Raw genomic sequence first — 22,205 nt, 5'->3', positions numbered from 1 at the left:
CTGTGAGCATGCTCTGCGCCATCACCATTCGATGATGGCGGGCCTGAAGTTCCCGGAACGCCACCGCGATGGATAAAAGCCCCACCGACCGACCGCTGGAACCGCAATCGCGGGCCGAAAAGATCGTCGAGTTCAAACGCCAGAAAACCCTGCTCAAGACCGGCGCCCTGCAGGACGCAATCTTCAACAGCGCCTATTTTTCGAGTATCGCCACCGACGAAAAAGGCGTGATCCAAATCTTCAATGTCGGCGCCGAGCGCATGCTCGGCTACGCCGCCGAAGACGTGCTGAACCGCGTCACCCCTGCTGACATTTCCGACCCCGCCGAGCTGATCACCCGCGCCGCCGCTCTCAGCCTGGAGCTGGACACGCCCATCAACCCAGGCTTTGAAGCCCTGGTATTCAAAGCCTCACGCGGCATCGAAGACATTTACGAGCTGACCTACATCCGCAAGGACGGCAGCCGCCTGTCGGCGATGGTCTCGGTGACGGCCTTGCGCAATCGCCACGACACGATCATCGGCTACCTGTTGATCGGCACCGACAACACTGCGCGCAAACAGGAAGAAGCCGAACGCAAAGGCTTCGAACGTGCGCTGGAAGAAAAGAACCTGGAGCTGGAACACGCCAACCACATGAAGTCCGAGTTCCTCGCCACCATGTCCCACGAGCTGCGAACGCCACTGAATGCGGTGATCGGTTTTTCCGAGGCCTTGAAGGACGGCTTGGTCGGCGACATGAGCGAGGTGCAGCGCGAGTACATCGGCGACATCTTCACCAGCGGCCAGCATCTGTTGTCGCTGATCAACGACATTCTCGACCTGTCCAAGGTCGAGGCCGGGATGATGGACCTGGAGCTGGAGGCGGTTGAACTCGCCGGCTTGCTGGCCAACAGCTTATTGATCGTGCGCGAGAAAGCCGCGCTGCAACGCATCCAGTTGAAGCTCGAATGTGAGGGCGATTTCGGCACCCTGGAACTGGACCTGCGCAAGACTAAGCAGATCATCTACAACCTGCTGGCCAATGCGGTGAAGTTCAGCGAACACGGCGCCTCGGTGACCCTGGCGGTACGCGAGGTCAGCCACGCTCAGGTTGGGCAGATTCCCGGCGATTGGCCGACCCACGGCTTCGCCCTGCAACCCAGCAGCCACGAGCGCTTTCTGGAATTGAGCGTCAGCGACACCGGCATCGGTATCGCCGAAAACGACATGAGCAAGCTGTTCAAGGCGTTCAGCCAGATCGACAGCAGCCTGGCGCGCAAATTCGAAGGCACGGGCCTCGGGCTGGCGATGGTCAAGCAACTCACCGACCTGCATGGCGGCAGCGTCGCCGTCGCCAGCCGCGAAGGCGTGGGCACCCGCTTTGTGGTGTGGCTGCCCTTGCATCGTGCGCCGGAGGCCACATGGCCGAAATCCTGATCGTCGAAGACAACCAGGCGAATATGCGCCTGGCGCGGTTATTGCTGGTCAATGTCGGTCACACGGTGTTGTGGGCGGCGGATGCCGAGACCGGCCTGACCCTGGCGCGGGAAAAACAGCCGGCGCTGATCCTGATGGATATCCAGCTGCCCGGAATGGACGGCCTCGCCGCCACCCAATTGCTCAAGCAAGACCCCGACACCGCGCACATTCCGGTGATCGCCCTGACCGCCATGGCCATGAAGGGAGACCGCGAAAAAACCCGGTTGGCCGGGTGCGACGCCTACATCATCAAGCCGCTGCGCTACAAAGAGCTTTACCAGATCATCGACAGCCTGCTGCAACAACACATCAGCCCTCTTACATGAGTCCTCTCCATGGCCAGCCAACCCGCAACGCTATTGATCGTTGATGACGAACCCCAGGTTCGCAAGCTGTTGGAAACCCTGCTGCAACACGAGGGCTACCAGACCCTGAGTGCCGCCAGCGGTGAGGAAGCCTTGCAGTTGGTGGCGCAACAGCCGCCTGACCTGATCCTGCTGGACATCATGATGCCGGGCATGGACGGCTACGAGGTGGCCAGTCACTTGAAGGGCAACGAAACCACGGCGAGTATTCCGATCATCATGCTGTCGGCGCTCAGTGAGTCGAGCGCACGCGTCAGCGGGCTGGAAAGCGGCGCCGAGGAGTTCCTCAGCAAACCGGTGGAGCGTGTCGAATTGTGGCTGCGGGTGCGCAACCTGCTGCGGCTCAAAGCGCGTGGCGATCAGTTGAAGATCCATAACCTGATGCTTGAGCAACAACTGCAACGGCAAACGCCGGAACCGGCAGGCATGAGCGTGCACGACCTGGCGCGCCAGGACCTTGAAAACGCCCTGCGTGAGGCGGTTCAAACTCATCAGTTCACTGTGCATTACCAACCCAAGGTCGAGCTGCTCGGCGGCCAGATCTGCGCCCTCGAAGCGCTGCTGCGCTGGGAGCGCCCAGGCTACGGCGCGGTCTCCCCTGCGGTCTTCGTGCCCGTGCTGGAAAGCCTGGGCTTGATCGTGCCGGTTGGGCGCTGGGTGATCGAGACTGTCTGCCAACAGATCGCCGTGTGGCAACGCAACCTCGTTGGCGCCGTCGAGGTCTCGGTCAACGTCTCCGGGCATCAATTGATCGAGGGCGACCTGATTGCCGATATTGTGCAGATCCTCGCCGGAACCGGGGTTGAAGCGCATTGGCTGGAAGTTGAACTGACCGAAAGCTCGCTGATGGAAAACACCCATCACACCATCACCAGCTTGCAGCGCCTGCGGGCCATGGGGGTGAAGATTGCTATTGATGATTTCGGCACCGGTTATTCAAGCCTGGCCTATTTGCGCCGCTTTCCCATCGACACTTTGAAGATCGAAATCGCGTTTATCCGCGAAGTCACCACCAACCCGCAGGACGCGGCCATCACCCGCACCATTATCGAACTGGCCCACAGCCTGGACCTGCGCGTAGTGGCCGAGGGCGTGGAAACCCAGGAACAACTGGCGTTTTTGAAGGCCGCTGGCTGCGATCAGATTCAAGGTTATCTGTTCAGCCGGCCGTTACCTGCAGCAACCCTGGAGCGCCTGCTACTGGAGCGCCTGCCGAGGGAGTGAGAGCCCTTGATCAGCCCCCGGCAACTGTGGCGAGCGGGTCTGGTTGCCACAATCGGTTTGACCCGCTACGGGTCCAACACACCGCCACTGTAACTATCCGATAACCGCGTCCCCGTGAACTTCGCCACCACCGACCCCTGCGCCACCAACCGCTCACGGTGCCCGGTCACCATCCGCCCAGTTTGCGCCGCATGCAAAATCACTTCTGATGCCGCATCGCCAGGGCGGCCAATGATCCGGGCAAACCGCTGACCCTCTTCGACCTGATCACCCAGGCCTATTTCAAACACCAGCACCCCGGCGCAGGGCGCGAAGATGGTCTCCATGCAGCCCATGTCCACCACATCACCTTGCCATTCGCTGATAGCCGCGACCTCATCAATCACCCCGTTGATGCACAGCCACGCCCACAAACCATCGGCATCCTGTTGCGCCAGGGCATCGCTGACATCCGCTTGCCCACGCAACTCGATAGTGGCCGCCAAGCGCGGCGAACTGTGGTTAAGGATGGTTTCTTCAAAGGAGCCATCGCCGCCGTCCTCCCAGACAATCACCACATCCACCCGCAACGCCGCCGCCAGCGCCAACCCTTGCTCCGGCCAAAAGCTGCGATGGATATACAGATAAGGCAGCGCCTCATCGTCAGTGTGCAAATCCAGCACCAGATCAGCATCGGCGGCCAGTTCTACCAGGCTTTTTTGCCACTGCGCCACGTTGCTCGCCGGACGCTGCATGGCCAGGGATTGATCGAAGGCACGGTTAAAATTCTGCCCGGTAGCCTCATGAAAGCGCCCCAGCAACTTGCCCTGGCGAAACTGGCCGATACCCAACGGGTTGGCCTGTGGCACCAGCGTGACGCTGCCTTTGAGGCGGCCCTGCTCCTGGCAAGCCTGCAAACGCGGCAGCAACTGGTGCAGCACCAGCATCCCGGCGATTTCATCGGCGTGCACGCCCGCTTGCAGGTGGACCGTGGGCCCACTGCCGTCGCCCTCAAAACGCCAGGCGCCGATGTGCAGCACGTTACCGGCATCGCCTGCTACCTGCCACGAAAGGTCTTTTGCCATGCCTTGCCCTCCTCTCATCATTTAATCGCTAGAGATTGAACACACGTTCAACTAACCTGAGCAGACTGTTTTTCAAAGCTGGTCTTCAACCAAAGGCATTCCCGTGACCATCGACCCTCCCAAACTGCGCCGTGCCGACCCCGATGAACGCCGGGACTTGCTGATCGCCGCGACCCTCACCAGCCTTTCCCGCGACGGGCATGCCGGGATTTCCGTGCGCAAGATCGCCGCCCAAGCCGGTGTTTCCGTAGGCTTGCTCAACCACCATTTCGGCACCATCGATGCACTCATTGCCGAGACCTACCACAAACTCGCCAATGAACTGACCAGCGCGCTATGGGCGCAAGTCGAGCTGGCCGAAGGCGCCGCCGCACGTTTGGATGCGTTTCTCAGCGCGTCCTTTTCACCACGGGTCATGGACCCCGACCTGCTCGGCGTGTGGGTGGTGTTCTGGAGCCTGATCCGCCACTCGCCCCACGTAAACCAGGCGCATGAAAACAGTTACCGCGCCTACCTGGCGCTGATCCAGCAATTGCTGGACGACCTCGCCCGCAGCGAAAACCTGGTGATCCACGACAGCCATCTGGCCGCCATCGGTCTATCGGCGATGCTTGACGGGCTCTGGCTCGAGGGGTGCCTCAACCCCGGCACCTTCAGCCCCGCCAACGGCCTGCACATCTGCCGGTGTTGGGTACAGGGGTTGCGTTACGGCGCATTCGGCGCCGACCACGTCTTGTGATTCGGGGTGGCGCGCACTGAGCATCGCCAAGGTGCCGCTGACGGCAATCAGCACCGCGCCGAGGATCAGCGACACATCCATCGACGTGCCCCAGATCAGGCTCGATAACACAAAGGCCCAGATCAACCCGGTGTACTCGAACGGCGCGAGCAAGGTCGCCGTGGCGCGGCGGAAACTGGCGAACAGCAGGAATTGACCGATACCGCCGACCAGACCTGCCGCCAACATGCCCAGCCATGCCGGTGTGGGCGCCGGGGTATGGGTCCAGGGCAAGGTCACTGCCATGCAGATGACGAACACCCCATTGGTGATCAGCATCTGTTCCAGCACTGAGGTGGTCGGGTCGACCTGGCGCAGCTGGATATAGGTGAACGCCCAACACAATGCGGCGGCCAGGGTCAGCGCGATGGGCAACGGATCAACCATATGGCTGGGGCGACAGGCGATCACCACGCCCACAAAACCGATGATCAGCGAGATCCATTGGCCCCGGCTGGCGCGCTCCTTGAGGATCAGCGCCGCGAGCAGCGTGACCATGATCGGCGCGGAGAAATACAGCGTGGTCATTTCCGCCAGGGTCAGGTCCTTGGCGGCGGTGTAATACAGCAACCACGCCAGCAGCGACAGCACGCCACGGATGATCAGCAGCTTGCGGCTGACCGAGGTCCACGCACGCCGCAACAAGCCCATGCGCCCGGCCATCACACACGCACCCACTACCACCAGGCTGCGCCAGAACAGAATGCTGAACACCGAATAATCGGCCACCAGCCACTTGATCACCGCGTCCTGCAACGCCAGGAACGCGTAGGCCAGTGAGCACAGGGCAATCCCTTGCAATGCGCGGTTCTGGTTCATCCCACCGACCTGCGCAACGGTGTGCCGCGCCGTTCGGCGATTGCGTAGACGCCTTCGATGAGAAAGGTCAGGCACAGGTAAACCCCGGCCACCAGCAGCAACGGCTGATAGATTTGCAAGGTCTGCGCCCGTACCACGTTAGCCGCGCCCAAAAGATCGACCACGGCAATCGTCGAGGCCAGTGCCGTGGACTTGAGCAACATCACCGTCTCCCCGGCCAGGGTCGGCAACAGCAACCGCATTGCCCGTGGCAGGCGCACCCGCAGCAACGCCTGGCGCGGCGTCATGCCAAACGCAGACGCCGCCTCCATCTCGCCCTTGGGCACTGCCAGCAGGCCGCCGCGAATCACTTCACCCACATAGGCACCCACCGACAGCACCAGGGCGAACACGATGTACCAGTAACCGTCGCGCAAAAACGGCCAGAGGAAGCTGCCACGTATCATTGGAAACTGCGCAAACACGCTGCCCAACCCGTAGTAGAAAATGTAGATCTGGATCAACAGCGGCGTGCCCCGCAACACGCTGGTGTAGGCCAGCGCACCCCGCGCCAGCCACTTGCGCCGCGACAAGCGCGCCAGTGCCACCAGCACCGCCAGGGTAAAACCGAGCACTGCCGAGATCGCTAGCAGCGACAAGGTGGTCTGCAGCCCCTTGGCGATCAGCCCCGCGTAGTAACTTATCCACTCAGGCATGGCGACTCACTCGACAACCGGCATCCAGCGACGAATACGTCGCTCCAGGCGCCCGGACAGGTAGTTGGAAGCCAGCGTCACCAGGTAGTACAAGGCGGCGGCCGTGAGGTAGAACAGCAAGTATTGGCGTGTGGAACCCGCCGCCTGCTTGGCGGTGTACAGCAGTTCGTTGGTGCCGACCACGCTGATCAAGGCGCTGTCCTTGATCAGGTTGATCCACAAGTTGGACATGCCCGCCAAGGCGTACGGCGCCATCATCCGCAAGGTGACCCGGCGAAACAGGCCAAAGCCGCTGAGGCCAAACGCCCGTGCGGCTTCGATCTGGCCGTGGGGAATCGCCAGGATCGCTGCACGGAAAATCTCCGAGGCATAGGCGCCCTGCACCAGCCCCAATACCAGGACCGCCACCAACGGGCCGCTGATATTCACCTGCTCGAACCCCAGCCACAGCATCAGCGCGTTAAGGCCCATGGAGCCTGCGTAGTACAGCAGCAGGATCAGCAGCAGTTCCGGCACCGCGCGAAACACCGTGGTGTAGCCGCGCATCAACAACGCAATCGGGCGCGGCGCGCTGAGCTTGGCGCAGGCCACCACCAAGCCAATCAGCAACCCTACGACAAAGGAGCCTGCTGAGATTTGCAGGGTCATCCATAACCCTTTCAACAGCGCGTTGCCCCATCCCTGGTCACCAAAGCTGAGGAGATCCAGCATTATTCGGTCTTCTGGGCGATTTGCTGATATGGGCTGTCACAGGTCTTGCTGACAAACGCCGGGGTGTCGCTGCGTTTGCACGGGCTGACCGACAGGCCGAAGTAATGCTGGGACAAATCGTCATAGGCCTTGCTCACCAGCAACTCACCGATAGCCTTGTCGAGGCGGGCCTTGAGCGCGGTGTCTTCCTTGCGCAGGCCGGCGCCGACCCCACGGCCGATAATCGGGTCATACGGCACGCTGGCGATATGCGCCAAGGCGCTGGCCTCTGGGGTTTTGACCATCATGGCGATGGCGGTGTCGTCGGCCATCATGTAGTCAATGCGCCCGGCAATCAGGTCGGCGTTGGCCGATTCCTGGGTGTCGTAGTACTTAAGGTCGGCGATGTTCTCATAGTACTTTTTCAGGTAATTAGCACTGACGGTGGAGATCTGCACGCCGATCAACTTGCCCTTGAGCCCCGCTGGGGAAACCTCGACTTCACTGCCTTTCGGCCCTGCCACACCGAGCAGAGAGTCGTAATAGGCACGGCTGAACGCGATCTGTTTTTCACGCTCATCGGTGACCGACATCGAGGAAAAAATCACGTCGATCTTCTTCGCCAGCAGCGACGGGATGATGCCGTCCCACGCGACTTCCTTGATCTGGCACTCGGCTTTCATGCCTTCGCACAGCTTGTGGATCAGGTCCACTTCAAAGCCGGACCACTGACCATTGCCGCCCTTTACGGTAAACGGTGGATAGGGTTCCGCCGCCACTGCGAACACGATGGGTTTCTCTGCGGCCTGGGTAAACCCTGCGGCCACCATCAACACTGCACTGCTCAACCACGTTGCCATGCGTCTGGATTTCATGATTTGCCTCGTCTTTTTTTGGTGTTAGCGAGTTTGATGCGCGTTGACGAACTGCCGGCAACGCTCACTGCGTGGGTTGATAAACACCGAGTCCGGCGAGCCGGTTTCCTCGATCATGCCTTGGTGCAGAAAAGCCACTTTGGAGGACACATCCCGGGCGAAGGCCATTTCATGGGTGACCAGGATCATGGTGCGGCCTTCTTCGGCCAGCGAGCGGATAACGCGCAGCACTTCGCCGACCAGTTCCGGGTCGAGGGCTGACGTGGGTTCGTCGAACAGCATGACTTTGGGACGCATGGCCAACGCGCGGGCAATCGCCACCCGTTGTTGCTGGCCGCCGGAGAGAAACGCCGGGAACTCGTTGCGCTTGGCGGCCAGGCCCACGCGGTCAAGCAAGGCTTCGGCCCGCTCGATCGCCTCGGCACGGCTTTCGCGCAGCACTTGGGTCGGCGCTTCGATGAGGTTTTCAAGCACGGTGCGATGGGGCCACAGGTTGAAGTTCTGGAACACCATGCCCAGGGTCGAGCGGATGCGCACCAGTTGCTTGGCGTCGGCCACCAGTGGCGCGCCGGGAGCGCCGTAGTTCAGCTTGATGCTTTCGCCATCGACGTGAATGCTGCCCTGGTCCGGCACTTCGAGCATGTTGATGCAGCGCAGCAAGGTGCTTTTGCCCGAGCCACTGGCGCCGATCAGCGAGATCACCTCGCCTTCGTGGGCGGTCAACGAAATGCCTTTGAGCACGTCGATATTGCCAAAGCGTTTATGCAGGTCGATGACTTCAATCATCTTCTTGGCTTGGGCCGGTTGCACCACCTCGACCTTCGGCGCCGCCGCGATACGCGGCTCACTGGCCAGCTTGGCGACGAACGCGGCAATGCGTTGGCAGGCTTGCGCCAGGCGTTCTTCACCGAGGGTGAAGGACAAGCGCACAAAACCTTGCGCCGGCTCACCAAAGGCGGCCGCGTCCAGCACCGACACGCCCGCTTCGCGGAACAAGCGCCAGGCAAAATCCAATGAGCCCAGGCCAGTGCCGCGCACGTCCACCAGCACAAACATGCCCGCTTGCGGTGCCTGCACCTTGATCCCCGGGCACGCACTAAGGCCCGCGACGACCAGGTCACGGCGGCGCCGGTAGATTTCGCGCATGCTCAGCGTCACCTCGTCATGGGCCAATACCGCCGCTGTGGCGGCTTCCATCACGAAGCCGGGCAAGCCGTACAGCATGCTCAGCACCAGGGTTTCTGCGTGCACGACCATCTGCGGCGCGGCAATGATCCAGCCGATTCGCCAGCCGGTCATGGCGTGGGATTTGGACAAACTGCCGATCACGATGCAGCGCTCAGCCATGCCCGGCAATGCGGCGAGGCTGTGGTAGTGGCCGTCGAACACCAGGCTTTCGTAAACTTCGTCCACCACCACCCACAGGTCATAGGCGATGGCCAGGTCGGCAATCGCTTGCAGTTCTTGCGGGTTGAGGACTACGCCAGTGGGGTTGTTCGGGTTGGAGAAAAAAATCGCCCGGGTGCGCGGCGTGATGGCGGTGGCGAGCAACTGGGCGTCCAGGCGAAACCCGGACTCCGGCGAACACGGCACGCGCACAAGCGTCGCACCACTGGCCTTGAGCGTGGCTTCGTAGGTGACGTACATCGGGTCGAGCACCAGCACTTCATCACCGGCTTGCAGCAGGCACAGCGAACTGATGAACAACGCGTTCTGCGCACCGGGCACGATGATGACGTTTTCGGCGGCTACTGGCCGCGACAGGGTCTTGCTGTAGCGCGTGGCGACGGCATCGCGCAATGTCGGGCGGCCGGGGATTTCGGTGTAGTGGGTGTCGCCGCCGCGCAACGCACTGACGGCGGCGTCGGTGATAAACGACGGCGTGGCGAAATCCGGGTCACCGACGCTGAGGATGATGATGTCTTCGCCCTGGCTGGCTGCTTGGTACGCCGCGTGGTGGATGTCCCAGGCGGCTACGCCCTGCCCTGCAATTCGTTCAACGAAGGGGGAAAACCGCATGCCAGAGCCTCTCGTTCCAGAAGAAAAAGCGCGAACCCGTTTGCATGCAAAAGGGTGGATGCGGTCAACATAGTTCAAACTGAACAGTCGTTCAATGGATAGATTTGGGTGGGTGTCGTTTATCGTCCAAATAGGTCGTTGTGGTGACTTTTGAGCCTATTGCTCAGCGGTCTTTTCGTGGCAAGCCAAAGCCATTGGTGGAAGTGCTCGCGGACTGGGCCTGCATCGGCCAGCCGCTATGCATCTACTACCCCAGCCGCCGCCAGTCGCCGCCAGGGCCGCGTCAATTAATGGACATGATTCGGATAAAAACCATCGGTTCGCCGTTAATCGAAACACACTGAACTTGAGGCCGGAGCCTCTCCTGGCAGGGCTGAAACACAGGGCAACGATATAATCAGTCGGGCAAGGGAATTAATCCGACGCTGGCGCTACGTAAGGGAAAAGCTTCGGTAGCTATCCACGCCGAGACCGTATTCCCTAACGCCAGGTATCAGACCTTATGAGCAGTGTGTCCAATCGCATTACCGAGCGCGCTCCCCACTTACTTGCTCCGCTCACCGCCCTCTCGCCGCCGCTGTCCAGGCAAAAGCGTGACGCACCTTCACCACAAGAGCCCGAGGTCACCACTCGCACCCGAGGAGACGCTGAGTTATCAGTGCAATATCAGATTGCCCTGGCCCTGGCCGGCACGCGTAAAGAAGTCAACGACCTCGAACACATTCCGCCCCATTCCACCTTCGGCCAATGGTGGCAGCATTTGCATGACGCCTTCCAATCCCCCGACGTTCAACAGTGGATTCGCAGTGTGGGTATCGACACAACATCGATAAAACTCGATCCCAAATCAGGTCAAATCTCCTTCACCCTCGAGCGCCCTCTCGACCCGTTGGAGACCTTGCGCACGGTCGGTCAAGACGATAGCCAGTGGGCCGCCGTCAGCGGTCCGATCCTTCAGGCTGCTCGTATCATCAGCGCGCAGCTCTCGTTCGCACCACCGGTCAATACCCCAAGCGAACCGGTTCCGTGGCAGATAATCGGGCAGTTTTATCAAGAGCCACAAAGATTGACGTTATCCGGCATGCTCAGGCGTGCGGACGAAATTCACCAGGATCAGAACTTTAGACCCCTCGACCCAACCCGCTTTGCGGACGTGATCAAGTCGCGCAGTGAGGATGCCCTCCAAAACCAGAAAGCGCTTCTGGGCGACATTCGCAACCGGCACCTGGCTGGCGAAGCCTTGCAGAGCCTGGCGACGGCCCTGGAAAATGGCAGCAAACAGGCGGGGCACATCCAGGCTGAACTGCAGCAAACCGTGCATTTATCCGCCGACGGTACCTATCGGCCAACGGGCACCGGCGCACCCAACGAAGTCAGCCTGCAGCAACTGCTGTTGGATCATGGCTGGGACATCCCTACCACCCATGAACAGGTGGTGAACCTGGCCAACGCCCTGACCGCTGCGCCCCCCAAGCCTGCCCGCCAGGGCGACCTGGGTGGCGCATTGAGCTGGCCGATACCGCTTGATCAGGCAAGCCAGGACCAACTGAGAGCGGCTATACGCACAGGTAAGCTCGGCGGTATCGCGTTGAGCCCCTTCAAAAACGTGCTGGATTACCTGCTCAACGGCAGGCCAATCTCTACGCAGGAGCAGAACAATCCGCGACTGTTGATCGAACACTTGATCAACTCGCCCAGAGGCATTGCACTGGGCAACGCCCTTGAGGGTTCATTCGCGGCACGCTCGGTTAAAGGCAGCGCCAGCGACTGGCTGCTCGCGGCATTAAGCGTGGGGAGCAAGGGTGACACCGGTGGCGCAACGGAAATCGAGGGCTATCGGCTGGTGTCAGTGGCCAACCACAACAAATCCGCGTCGGCGGTGGTCGAGGCGCTGGCGAATCATCTGGAGGCTCGCGGCATAGCCAGCTCCCCGCAAACCGCACGGGCACAAGCCCACTTCATGCTCGCCAGCCGAGCCCCCGCGTTTTTGGTCAAGGACATCCCCAAAGACCTGGGGGTAGGCACCCACAGCTGGGTCAGCTTCACCACGGCGGTCGCGCGCATAGAAGCGAAAGCGCCCGGTGCGACCGCCGGTATGAGCTATGCGCACGTCATGCTCGCCGCCAGCATCGCACCGATCACCGATGAAGAGCGCCAGGTTGAGTATGCCGCTCAGAACCAGGCGATCAAGGAATGGGCGGCGCCCAATGGCATGGACTATCCGACAACCGATACTGCACTGGCCGACGTGCACAAGGCGTTCAATACGCAGCTGCGTGAGCTGAGCGAGGCCGCCACCACGCCCGCTATCGACATGCCGACTACCGTCGCCATAGCGACCAAACTGTTGAAAGAAAAATGCCCGGGCATGGCCCCAGCGCTCTTCGAAAAAAAATGTATCACCTCCAAACCCTCCAACCGGCACTTTCCGGGGCCTTATTCACTATTGGATCTGGTTATCAATGGCAGGGCGCTGGTGGGCGCACCACCCGACTCGAACAGTGACTGGGGCCCAGCTCGTGGTGTGTTGGACGTCCTGACGTTTGGCGGTCTTAGTACTCCACCTGACGGCACACCTGCGGCATGGGTCTCATCCTCCAATGAGGTCAAGATCAACGAGTTGCTGCCAAAGCTCAAAGAGCTGCCCAGCCCGCTGAAACAGTTTGATGAGGACTTTCAGAAATACGCCGACGCTGTCAAAAAGACCACGTCGGCACAAATCAAACATCTGATCTCAAAACTGCCGCTGGAAGACAGGCTAAACCTGGAGTTCGGCGAAATAACCGTGCGCAAAGAACGTGAATACTACAACCCTAGTCACGTTTTGAGGACTGAAGAAGGCGTTGTGCTGGTTCGCACGCAACGCATGATCAATGGCGTTCCCAACGTCACGATGTATGCAATCGATCGGCTGAAGGGTACCGTCACCCGGCGGCCAGACCAGACGTTTGGTGTGAAAGAAACCTATGTTTGGGGCGAAAAGCATAAAAGATTCGACTCGATAAAGCCTACAGGCCAGCACCCGCCGGGGATAACGGATGAACGCCAAGGTGACCACAGTGTGCCCATGAGCTTCACCAGCGCCAGAACCCAATACCTCGTTGATTCCATACTCGGGGACATGGAGCTGCCTGCGGTACGCCAATACGCCAAGGGTGCAACAACCTTTGACACGGAAGTTCCGACCTACAAGATCGTTCAAGAGATTGCGCTGAACCTGATCCCGTTCAGGTCCGCCATTGTAAATTTCAAAGAGGGCAAGGTTCTCGAAGGTGCTGTCGACCTGGCCTTCGATATCTTTGGTTTCGCGGTCGGCCTCGGCGCCGCCGCCAAGGGCGCGAAAGTAGCCTTTGCCGGTGCGTCCGCGCTTTCCAAAGCCGGTCAGGTGTTCAAGATTGTCGGCCGGGCTGCCGTTGGCGCACTTAACCCCGTGGGCGGTATTGATGACCTGGCACGGGGTATTTACAAGGCCGGGCGCTTTGTGATCAGTGATACCCATAAGACTGTCAAACAACTGCGCGCCGCCTCTTCGGGTGTCAATCTGCTTGAGTTGGCAAAACAAGCCGATATCGCTGAAGGCACACTCAGGGCGGCCAATGGCGTGCACAGCGGTAAATTCCTGGCCAAATTCGACGAGGAAAGCCAGCAGTGGTTTCGCTTTAATCCACGCACACAGGAGATGTATAGCGACCCGCTGCCGAATTTTATCCCCGACCTGCCCACTTCAAACGACGTTAATAGTTTGCACGCAATCGGCAGCCATGACGCCGTAAAGGCCGCCAGCCAGCAGCACGGACTGGCGGCCACCGGTACGGTCAAGGTTGGGCAAGAAACTGTCGAGGATACTGTGGTCATGTCGCAGGGCAACTGGCATCGATACGACGCCTTGAAGAAACAACCCATTTCCCCCCCGGTGACAAATTTCACCCCCCGCCGGATAGCGGCCAACGGTGAGGTCAGGTCACTGGACGCCGACCTTCTGGGTTATGAATCCAAATACGTAGCGCCGGGCGAGTTAGCGACCACGGGCTTACAAGGCAATGTGTTTGTAGGTCGTAGCAAAAAAGAATACGTGAAGGTCGATGGGCTGCTTTATGAGTCTCGATTGAAGGCTGGGCGCCGCGTCATCCGGCATCCGACAGGCGCGGGGCCTGATATACCCGTTAGAGATCTGGGTGCTAGCGGATGGGAGCCCGCCACAAGGTCTGCCCGGCTGCTGGGAGGCGCGGGTAGCGACCCTGTACGTTGGAATGTTGGCAACGGCATTTTTGCGGTGCCGATGGATGATATTAAAATCGCGAAAAATTCAGCTGCGCCGTTCTCGCTTAACTATCAGGGCGTCGATCGTAACGTAACCTTCAACAGTGTTACCGGCACATGGATGGAAAAACGTCTCATCGACGGTAGCGATCAAGTACAGCCTATCTATTACTGGAGAGCTGGAAAAGGCGAGTGGAAAGGTGGAACACTTGATGAACTTTCGAAGGCCAAGAAACAGGATTCTAAAACCTACAAACTGGCTGATGTTTCAGCACCGGTGGTGGTGAGCATCCCGAAAGACTTAAAACCGCTGCCCAAGCAACTGCACTATTTTTGGGCCGGTCAGGAGATGCCTCAACTCAGGATCGACACCCTGGCCCAAAACGCTGCCCAAGCACCGGGGTTCAAATCCATTCTTCATGTTGATGCCGACAGCCCGGCTATTTTTCAGCAGATAAAGACCAACCTGCAGAGCAAGGTTCCCGGCCTGACCGTCGTGAATCTGCGTGAGGATGAGGCGTTCAAACAGGTCATCAACAGCGAGCTCTACACCTATTTTCGGCAAGGCCAAGGGAAAAACCTGGCCGCCGCTTCGGATGTGGCCCGCTATCCGATCATGAATAAACATGGCGGCGTGTATCTCGACACCGATGATGTCATTAGTGCCAAAATCAGTGCCGACCCGCTGGTGGCAGGTGCGAACGATGTTCTGCTCGGTGCGCCGAACGTGCATTCGCTCACCGACTACAAGACCTTCTACAACACCAGCAATTTTGCAACTCGACCGGGTAACCCCGTGATTGAAAACATGATCACTGAGATGAACCAACGGTTCACTGCGAATAAAGCCTACTTCGCGGCCAATCGACCGAGTGCTGCCCGAGGGGCAGATGGCCGGGTTAACTTCACCCCCGAGTTCCGCAATTATGAGCAAAAAATATTCGAAACCGTAGGACCGACTATGTTTAACGACGTGCTCAAGTCGAAAAGACCGGATATGTACGATCTAGGTATTGATGGGCTGACGAAACAAGCCGAGGTTATCGATGCCACGCTCGTGACGAAGGGCCCGACGGTCGACATCAAAAAAGAGGTTCTTGACGCGTACGCAAGAAATGGCATTGAGCCTCCGATCCTTCTGGATAACAAAATAAAGAAGGTGAAGGAACATTACTTCCCGCTTCACCATCGGTTCAACGTCAAAATAGGCTCCGACCACTCGTGGATCGATACCTGATAGAAGTACATTGAACCTGCACCCGGCCGTGGTCCTCCAACGTGGATAGACCCCGGCCTGGTGCACGCTCGATGACGTTTATTTTATGGTTGGCCGTCTTGGGCGCCGTGTTGCTCACACTCGCCCTCACCTCCTCCTACCTGCGCTGGATGCCGGTGACCACCTCGGCGGTGTGCCTGCTGCTGGGCGTGGCAATCGGCCCACTCGGTGTCGACCTGTTGCACCTCGATATCAAAGGCTCCGCACGCTGGATGGAGCACCTGACCGAAGTCGCGGTGCTGTTTTCCCTATTCGTCAGCGGCCTGAAACTGCGCCTGCCGCTCAGGCACCGCACGTGGCGCGTCGCATTCGGCATGGCCGGGCCGGTGATGCTGTTGACGATTCTCGGCGTGTGCCTGGCGCTGCATTACATGTTCGCGTTGCCTTGGGGCGTGTCGTTGCTGGTGGGCGCCATTCTTGCGCCGACCGACCCGGTGCTGGCCGGGCTGGTGCAGGTCAATAATGCCCAGGACTATGACGCGCTGCGCTTTGGCTTGTCCGGTGAAGCCGGCCTCAACGATGGCACGGCCTTTCCCTTTGTTATCTTCGCGCTGCTGTTTATGCAGCACGGCGGGTTTGACGGTGACTGGTTCGGTGGCTGGGTGTTGAAGAACCTGTTGTGGGCGGTGCCGGCCGGGCTGTTGATGGGCTACTGGATGGGCCGTGGCATCGGACGTGTGACGCTGTGGATGCGCATCGCCCATGCAGACAGCACGTTGTCGCCCAACGATTACCTGACCCTGGCGCTGATTGCGCTGGCCTACGTGGCGGCTGAAGCGGTGGGTGGCTACGGCTTTCTGTCGGTGTTCGCCGCCGGGCTGGGCTTGCGCCAGGCCGAGTTCAAATCCACCGGCAACTCACAGACGCCGTCAGAGCATTTGGCGCTGCCGGTGGTGGGCCATTTGGAGGTGGAACCTGCGCGCGCCTTGAAAGGTGATGTCAGCGAACTTGCCGATACGCAGATCGCCGCCGGCGTGATGATGGGCGACATGCTGTCATTCGGCAGCCTGGTAGAGCGCTCGATGGAAGTGTTTCTGGTGACCGTGCTGGGGATTGTACTGGCCAGCCATTGGGATTGGCGCGCACTGCCGGTGGCGGCATTGCTGTTCTGCGTGATTCGCCCGGTCAGTGTGCTGGCAATGCCCTGGGGCAACCTGATCGATTACCGGCAACGCGGCTTGATCGGCTGGTTCGGCATTCGCGGCATCGGCAGTATTTACTACCTGTTCTACGCGCTCAACCACGGGCTGATCGGCACCAGCAGCGCGGTGGCGGTGAACCTTACGGTGTCAGTGATCGCCTTGAGCATCGTCGTTCATGGCCTGAGTACCCAGCCGATGCTGGCGTGGTATGAACGACGTGCCAAGGTGAACACTCAGTCTTGATTCTCGGTATGGCCTACATCCGCGGCGTCGTCCAGATCGTTCAGCGGCACTTGTGCATCGTCCATCAATGAACCCGGGTCTTCGTTGCCCGGGTCGTTGAGTTCTTCGTCGTCGAGTTCGTGGGACATGAGCGTCTCCTCTAACCGCCTTGGGTGTCGATATCAGCGTCGGTTTCAGGCTTGGCCTCAGGCGTAGGCTTGAAGTCTGGACTGTAGTCGTTTTCCTTGGCTTTGGGGTCGCTGGCAGGCTTTGGGTCTTTCGGCGCGTCGACGGCGGTGCCGGGTGCCGGTTCGCCACCGTCGATGGCCGGGTCATTGCGGTTGCTGACTTGGGGATCGTTGCTGGTATTCATGGGTCACCTCTTCGCAGTTTTGGAAAACACAGGCTGCGTATAGGTAAGGTCGTGCGCAGAGTCGTGAAGTTCAAATTGCTTAAGACACCGGGTTATCGACCTGGATATAAAACGCATAGGCGCCGAGCAATACCCAAAACACCATGAATAGCCACGGCGCGCGCATGGAGAACAGCAGCGACTTGCGATAGCCCTTGTGGGATGACTCGGTCTCGCAGAACAGCGGCGAATCGTCATAGGCCAGGCCCATTACCGGCTCGCTGCGTAGCAGTTCACTCTGCTTGTAGTGCCAGTGATCAATGATTTCGTACGCGGCGCGGATACCTGGCCAGGCATTCAGGGAGCTGAGCACGCCAAGGGAGGCCAGGAATACCGGCACGATCAAGGTGAAGAACTTGCCCCACTCCGGGTTCAGGTTACCCATGCCGGAGACAAAGGCGATGACCAGGAACGACTGCGCGGTGAGGTAGGCGTCGGTGCGGTTGGCCAGGATGGTGGTTTCGTACTGGATCTCGCGGCGGTAGAAGTCGAGACGGTCCTTGGGTGAACCAAAGATCTTGGCGTTGTGTTCGCTGTGATCGGTCAGGGCCGCTTCGGGGGTGTTGGGAGAGATGATTCTGGGCACGACGGTGCTCCGCAAGGTTTCGAGTCTCGTTAGAAGAATCGGGCCTGGGCGAAGTTCAAGTTTGTTCATGCACCATTGTGGAACATCCCTTGCACCCTTGTAGTGAACCCGGTGTTTTGACGAGCAGGCTCATTGTGGCGAGCGAGCTTGCCCCGCGCTGGGCTGCGTAGCGGCCCCAAGAAAAAGCGGGAGCGCTGCGCACTCCAACGCGGGGCAAGCCCGCTCGCCACAGGATTAAATCAACCCAGCCCCCCATTCCGGCACACGCATTGCTTTATCCATTCATCTGCCCGGATACAGGAGCATTCGTTACCCCCCGACCCAGAGCCGACCCCATAAGAAAGTAAGGACCAGGCCTGTTGGCACCATCAGCCACGGGCTCATAAAAAAATGCGTTTTTTTGCGGCAGTGCCAACCAAGCAACTTGCCAACCAAGCAATGCAGGCACTGACAAGGTACTGGAATGGCTCGATCTTTCTTTGATGAAATGAATGACGCAGATGGCGTGTGCCGTGCGCATTATCAGGATTTCTCCCGCTGGCTGGCCAACACGCCGCCGGAACTGCTGGCCCAACGGCGCCGCGAAGCCGATTTGCTGTTCCACCGCGCCGGTATCACCTTCACCCTCTACGGCGACGAGCAGGACACCGAGCGCCTGATCCCCTTCGACATCATCCCCCGCAGCATCCCCGCCAGTGAATGGAGCGTCATCGAACGCGGCTGTATCCAGCGGGTCAATGCGCTGAACATGTTCCTCGCCGACATCTACCACGACCAACGCATCATCAAGGCCGGGATCATTCCAGCGGACCAAGTGCTGGGCAACGAGGGTTATCAGAAGGCCATGGTCGGGTTGGACCTGCACCGCGACATCTACTCGCATATCTCCGGTGTGGACCTGGTGCGCGACGGCGACGGCACCTACTACGTGCTCGAAGACAACCTGCGCACGCCCAGCGGCGTGAGCTACATGCTCGAAGACCGCAAGATGATGATGCGCCTGTTCCCTGAGGTGTTCGCCAAGCAGCGCATCGCGCCGGTGGACCACTACCCCAACCTGCTGCTCAAGACCCTGAAAAGTTCCAGCCGCCTGGACAACCCCAACGTGGTGGTGCTGACCCCGGGCCGCTTCAACAGCGCCTTCTTCGAACACGCCTTCCTTGCACGTGAAATGGGCGTGGAGCTGGTGGAAGGCGCCGACCTGTTCGTGCACAACCTCAAGGTGTTCATGCGCACCACCGACGGGCCCAAACCGGTGGACGTGATTTACCGGCGCATCGACGACGCCTTCCTCGACCCCAAAGCCTTCAACCCCGATTCGATGCTCGGCGTGCCCGGCCTGGTGGCGGCTTACTGCGCGGGCAACGTGGTGCTGGCCAATGCGATTGGCACTGGCGTGGCCGATGACAAGTCGATCTACCCGTATGTGCCGGAAATGATCCGCTTCTACCTGGATGAAGAACCGATCCTGCAAAACGTGCCGACCTTCCAGTGCCGCAAGCCGGATGAACTGTCCCATGTGCTCGCGCATCTGCCGGAGCTGGTGGTCAAGGAAACCCAAGGCTCGGGCGGCTACGGCATGCTCGTCGGCCCAGCCTCCACCGCCGCCGAGATCGAGGACTTCCGCCAACGCATCAAGGCACGCCCCCACGCCTACATCGCCCAACCAACCTTGAGCCTGTCCACCTGCCCCACCTTTGTCGAAAACGGCATCGCGCCACGGCACATCGACCTGCGCCCATTCGTGCTCTCAGGCAAGGAAACCCGCCTGGTGCCTGGCGGCCTGACGCGCGTGGCGTTGAAGGAAGGCTCGTTGATCGTCAACTCGTCGCAAGGCGGCGGAACCAAGGACACCTGGGTGGTGGAGGGCTGAGTATGTTGAGTAGAACCGCCGCAGATCTGTACTGGATGTCGCGTTACCTGGAGCGTGCCGAGAACCTAGCGCGCATGCTCGAAGTCAGTTACTCGCTGTCGTTGATGCCCCAGGCCGGGCGCAGCGATGGGCTGGACGAACTGGCGATGTCGTTGCTCAGCAGCGGCACCCTGGAGAGTTACCTGGAGCGTCACAAACAACTGGACGCGATGCGCATGCTGCACTTCTTCGCCCTCGACGAAGAAAACCCCGCCAGCATCTACAACTGCCTGCGCTCCGCCCGTGGCAATGCCCACGCGGTACGCGGGCGGATCACCGCCGACATGTGGGAAAACCTCAACGCCACCTGGCTGGAAATGCGCAGCATCGCCGCCGGCGGCCTGGCGCGCCATGGCATCAGCCACTTCTGCGACTGGGTCAAGCAGCGCTCGCACCTGTTCCGGGGCGCGACCTCGGGCACCATCATGCGCAATGACGCGTATCGGTTTATTCGCCTGGGCACCTTTGTCGAGCGCGCGGACAACACCTTGCGCCTGCTGGATGCGCGCTATGAGATGTTTGGTGAAGAGTCAGAAGAAGTCAGCGACTTGTCGGCACGCGGCTATTACCAGTGGAGCGCCCTGCTCCGCGCGTTGTCGTCGTTCGAGGCGTACACCGAGCTGTACCCGAATGCGTTGAATGCACGCTCGGTGTCGGAGTTGCTGCTGTTGCGCAGTGATGTGCCGCGATCGTTGCACGCGTGTATCGAGGAGCTGAGCCATATCCTGACCGACCTGCCCGGCAGTTATGGCCGAACGGCGCAGCGTTTGGCCGCCGAGTTCGAGGCGCGGCTGCGTTATACGGGCATCGACGAAATCCTGGAAGACGGCTTGCACAGCCGGCTCACGGACTTTATCGACACCGTGCGCGAACTGGCCCGGGCGATTCACAGCTCATACCTTGAAGTGGTGTGAGTGCATTGCAGTCACTTAACTGTCAATTCGGGTGATTGACCCTGCTTTGTTACCGCTCTTATGTTGGGCAGGTGAAATGCCTTCCCATCATAAGAACAGGTACCGAACATGTCCGAACTGACACTGACCCCCGCCGCCGCCCAGACCCTGCAACGCTGGCACGCCCTGTTGGCAACGCGCGACCTAACCTCCCTGCCTGAACTGCTGGCGCCTGAGGCGGTGTTCCGCTCGCCCATGGCGCACACGCCCTACCCTGGCGCGCCGGTGGTGTCGATGATCCTCAATACGGTGATCAAGGTGTTTGAGGACTTTACCTATCACCGTGAGTTGGCCACCGGCGATGGGCTCAGTGTGGTGCTGGAGTTCAGCGCGCGGGTGGGTGACAAGCAGCTCAAGGGGATTGATCTGATTCGCTTTAATGAGCAGGGGCAGATCGTTGAGTTTGAAGTGATGGTGCGGCCGTTGAGTGGGTTGCAGGCGTTGGGGGAAGAGATGGGGCGGCGGTTGGCGCCTTATCTGGCAAAAGCCAAAGGTTAAACATGTGGGAGCGGGCTTGCCCGCGATAGCGGTGGCTCAGTTGCATGGGTTGTGGCTGAACGGACGCCATCGCGGGCAAGCCCGCTTTGCGGTGTTGATGATTGTTCCCACGCTCTGCGTGGGAATGCGTCCTGTGACGCTCCGCGTCAGGTCTTTAAAAGCGGACGCAGAGCGTCCATTGCGGCATTCCCACGCGGAGCGTGGGAACGAGCGCTCATTGGGTTTTGGGGTGGTTATTGGTTTTTGACCAGCACCGGTTCTGCGCGGTATTGGTCCGGGAACAGCTTTTTGAGTTGCGCCACTTTTGGCAGGTCGTTGATCACGATGTAGGGGTACGACGGGTTTTCGGTGAGGAAGTCCTGGTGATAGGACTCGGCCGGGTAAAACGCCTTGCCCATCTCCACTTTGGTCACGATGGGTTTATCGAACGCTTTGGCTGCGTCCAGCTGTGCGATGTAGGCCTGGGCGACTTTTTGTTGCTCGGCATTCTGCGCGAAAATTTCCGAACGGTATTGGGTGCCGCTGTCCGGGCCCTGGCGGTTCAGTTCGGTGGGGTTGTGGGCCACTGAAAAGTAGATCTGCAGCAACTTGCCGTAGCTGACTTTGCTCGGGTCGTAGGTCACCGAGACCGACTCAGCGTGGCCGGTGTCGCCGTTGCTGACCGATTCGTATTGGGCGGTGTTAGCTGCGCCGCCGTCGTAGCCGGAGACCGCGTTTTTCACGCCTTGCACGTGTTGGAACACGCCTTGGACACCCCAAAAGCAGCCACCGGCGAAGACCGCGGTTTGCAGGTTGCCGGCGTTGGCGGGCACGTCCAGGGCCGGTGGCGCGAGCATGACCGCGTCGTCAGAGGCGCCAAAGGAGAAGGCTGAGCTTTGGCCGACAAAGGCGGCGAAGGCAAGGGCCGGTAAGAACTTAAGCAGTTTCATTAAACTCACTCCAGAACACGGTTGAA

18 protein-coding genes and 1 pseudogene are annotated in these 22,205 nt (G+C 59.9%); 9 read left to right on the top strand and 10 right to left on the bottom strand.

Going from position 1 to position 22,205, the window contains the following annotated elements; genetic code table 11:
* The first annotated feature begins 68 nt into the window (after window positions 1-68).
* From KZH41_RS14925 to KZH41_RS14915, 3 genes are read left to right on the top strand one after another with little or no spacing between them, the layout of a single operon-like run.
* A complete protein-coding gene (locus KZH41_RS14925; RefSeq protein WP_242149318.1) occupies window positions 69-1,418 on the top strand; it encodes a sensor histidine kinase in 1,350 nt (449 codons plus the stop codon).
* Window positions 1,403-1,786 (top strand): response regulator, encoded by a 384-nt coding sequence (locus KZH41_RS14920; protein ID WP_242149316.1) that lies wholly within the window; start codon window positions 1,403-1,405, stop codon window positions 1,784-1,786. Before KZH41_RS14925 ends, KZH41_RS14920 begins: the two co-directional genes overlap by 16 nt.
* A 9-nt stretch (window positions 1,787-1,795) precedes the next feature.
* Window positions 1,796-3,049: an EAL domain-containing response regulator gene (locus tag KZH41_RS14915; protein WP_263272717.1), complete on the top strand. Its 1,254-nt coding sequence runs from the start codon at window positions 1,796-1,798 to the stop codon at window positions 3,047-3,049.
* A 65-nt stretch (window positions 3,050-3,114) separates the two neighbouring features.
* On the opposite strand, the gene KZH41_RS14910 is transcribed toward KZH41_RS14915, so the two are convergent.
* Entirely contained in the window at window positions 3,115-4,113 is a 999-nt protein-coding gene (locus tag KZH41_RS14910) for a succinylglutamate desuccinylase/aspartoacylase family protein (protein ID WP_242149310.1), read from the bottom strand.
* Window positions 4,114-4,216: 103 nt separating this feature from the next.
* Between KZH41_RS14910 and KZH41_RS14905 the strand changes: the two are divergent.
* Window positions 4,217-4,756, top strand: a pseudogene (locus KZH41_RS14905) (TetR/AcrR family transcriptional regulator); the annotation flags it as partial.
* Here KZH41_RS14905 and KZH41_RS14900 read toward each other — a convergent pair.
* From KZH41_RS14900 to KZH41_RS30300, 5 genes are read right to left on the bottom strand one after another with little or no spacing between them, the layout of a single operon-like run.
* Window positions 4,712-5,710, bottom strand: coding sequence for a DMT family transporter (locus KZH41_RS14900; protein WP_242149307.1), 999 nt, complete (start codon window positions 5,708-5,710; stop codon window positions 4,712-4,714). The pseudogene KZH41_RS14905 and the gene KZH41_RS14900 sit on opposite strands and share 45 nt — an antisense overlap.
* Complete coding sequence (locus KZH41_RS14895; RefSeq protein WP_094950552.1) at window positions 5,707-6,405, bottom strand: ABC transporter permease; 699 nt, start codon at window positions 6,403-6,405, stop codon at window positions 5,707-5,709. The genes KZH41_RS14900 and KZH41_RS14895 overlap by 4 nt, the downstream gene beginning before the upstream one ends.
* A gap of 6 nt (window positions 6,406-6,411) precedes the next feature.
* Window positions 6,412-7,116 carry an ABC transporter permease gene (locus tag KZH41_RS14890; RefSeq protein ID WP_263272712.1) on the bottom strand — a complete coding sequence of 235 codons (705 nt, stop codon included), beginning with the start codon at window positions 7,114-7,116 and terminating at the stop codon, window positions 6,412-6,414.
* Window positions 7,116-7,970 (bottom strand): transporter substrate-binding domain-containing protein, encoded by an 855-nt coding sequence (locus KZH41_RS14885; protein WP_176462924.1) that lies wholly within the window; start codon window positions 7,968-7,970, stop codon window positions 7,116-7,118. The genes KZH41_RS14890 and KZH41_RS14885 overlap by 1 nt, the downstream gene beginning before the upstream one ends.
* 24 nt (window positions 7,971-7,994) lie before the next feature.
* Window positions 7,995-9,989, bottom strand: coding sequence for an aminotransferase class I/II-fold pyridoxal phosphate-dependent enzyme (locus tag KZH41_RS30300; protein ID WP_318654884.1), 1,995 nt, complete (start codon window positions 9,987-9,989; stop codon window positions 7,995-7,997).
* A 502-nt stretch (window positions 9,990-10,491) separates the two neighbouring features.
* On the opposite strand from KZH41_RS30300, the gene KZH41_RS14865 reads away from it, so the two are divergent.
* Entirely contained in the window at window positions 10,492-15,486 is a 4,995-nt protein-coding gene (locus KZH41_RS14865; RefSeq protein ID WP_263272710.1) for a glycosyltransferase family 32 protein, read from the top strand.
* 71 nt (window positions 15,487-15,557) lie between these two features.
* On the top strand, window positions 15,558-16,910 hold the full coding sequence (locus KZH41_RS14860; protein WP_242149300.1) for a cation:proton antiporter: 1,353 nt from the start codon (window positions 15,558-15,560) through the stop codon (window positions 16,908-16,910).
* On the opposite strand, the gene KZH41_RS14855 is transcribed toward KZH41_RS14860, so the two are convergent.
* From KZH41_RS14855 to KZH41_RS14845, 3 genes are all read right to left on the bottom strand, one after another.
* Window positions 16,901-17,038 (bottom strand): hypothetical protein, encoded by a 138-nt coding sequence (locus KZH41_RS14855; protein WP_176462925.1) that lies wholly within the window; start codon window positions 17,036-17,038, stop codon window positions 16,901-16,903. The two genes, KZH41_RS14860 and KZH41_RS14855, sit on opposite strands and share 10 nt — an antisense overlap.
* Before the next feature lie 11 nt (window positions 17,039-17,049).
* Window positions 17,050-17,262, bottom strand: a complete 213-nt coding sequence (locus tag KZH41_RS14850) for a hypothetical protein (RefSeq protein ID WP_242149297.1) — start codon at window positions 17,260-17,262, stop codon at window positions 17,050-17,052.
* A 79-nt stretch (window positions 17,263-17,341) separates the two neighbouring features.
* A complete protein-coding gene (locus KZH41_RS14845; RefSeq protein ID WP_094950559.1) occupies window positions 17,342-17,887 on the bottom strand; it encodes a hypothetical protein in 546 nt (181 codons plus the stop codon).
* A gap of 463 nt (window positions 17,888-18,350) precedes the next feature.
* Between KZH41_RS14845 and KZH41_RS14840 the strand changes: the two genes are divergently transcribed.
* The 3 genes from KZH41_RS14840 to KZH41_RS14830 all read left to right on the top strand — a co-directional run bounded on the left by KZH41_RS14840 (window position 18,351) and on the right by KZH41_RS14830 (window position 21,250).
* Window positions 18,351-19,760, top strand: a complete 1,410-nt coding sequence (locus KZH41_RS14840; protein ID WP_094950560.1) for a circularly permuted type 2 ATP-grasp protein — start codon at window positions 18,351-18,353, stop codon at window positions 19,758-19,760.
* Between the two features lie 2 nt (window positions 19,761-19,762).
* The gene (locus KZH41_RS14835; RefSeq protein ID WP_263272705.1) at window positions 19,763-20,713 is read left to right on the top strand and encodes an alpha-E domain-containing protein; all 951 of its coding nucleotides are present in this window, start codon (window positions 19,763-19,765) and stop codon (window positions 20,711-20,713) included.
* A 108-nt stretch (window positions 20,714-20,821) separates the two neighbouring features.
* Window positions 20,822-21,250 carry a nuclear transport factor 2 family protein gene (locus KZH41_RS14830; RefSeq protein WP_263272703.1) on the top strand — a complete coding sequence of 143 codons (429 nt, stop codon included), beginning with the start codon at window positions 20,822-20,824 and terminating at the stop codon, window positions 21,248-21,250.
* A 233-nt stretch (window positions 21,251-21,483) separates the two neighbouring features.
* Here KZH41_RS14830 and msrA read toward each other — a convergent pair whose 3' ends face one another.
* Window positions 21,484-22,179, bottom strand: a complete 696-nt coding sequence (msrA, locus tag KZH41_RS14825; protein WP_263272702.1) for a peptide-methionine (S)-S-oxide reductase MsrA — start codon at window positions 22,177-22,179, stop codon at window positions 21,484-21,486.
* Between the last annotated feature and the right edge of the window lie 26 nt (window positions 22,180-22,205).

The organism is Pseudomonas sp. YeP6b, from assembly GCF_025642995.1.
Taxonomy (GTDB): domain Bacteria; phylum Pseudomonadota; class Gammaproteobacteria; order Pseudomonadales; family Pseudomonadaceae; genus Aquipseudomonas.
The sequence above is the reverse complement of the archived record's forward strand: the minus strand, read 5'-3'. Positions and strand labels throughout refer to the sequence as shown.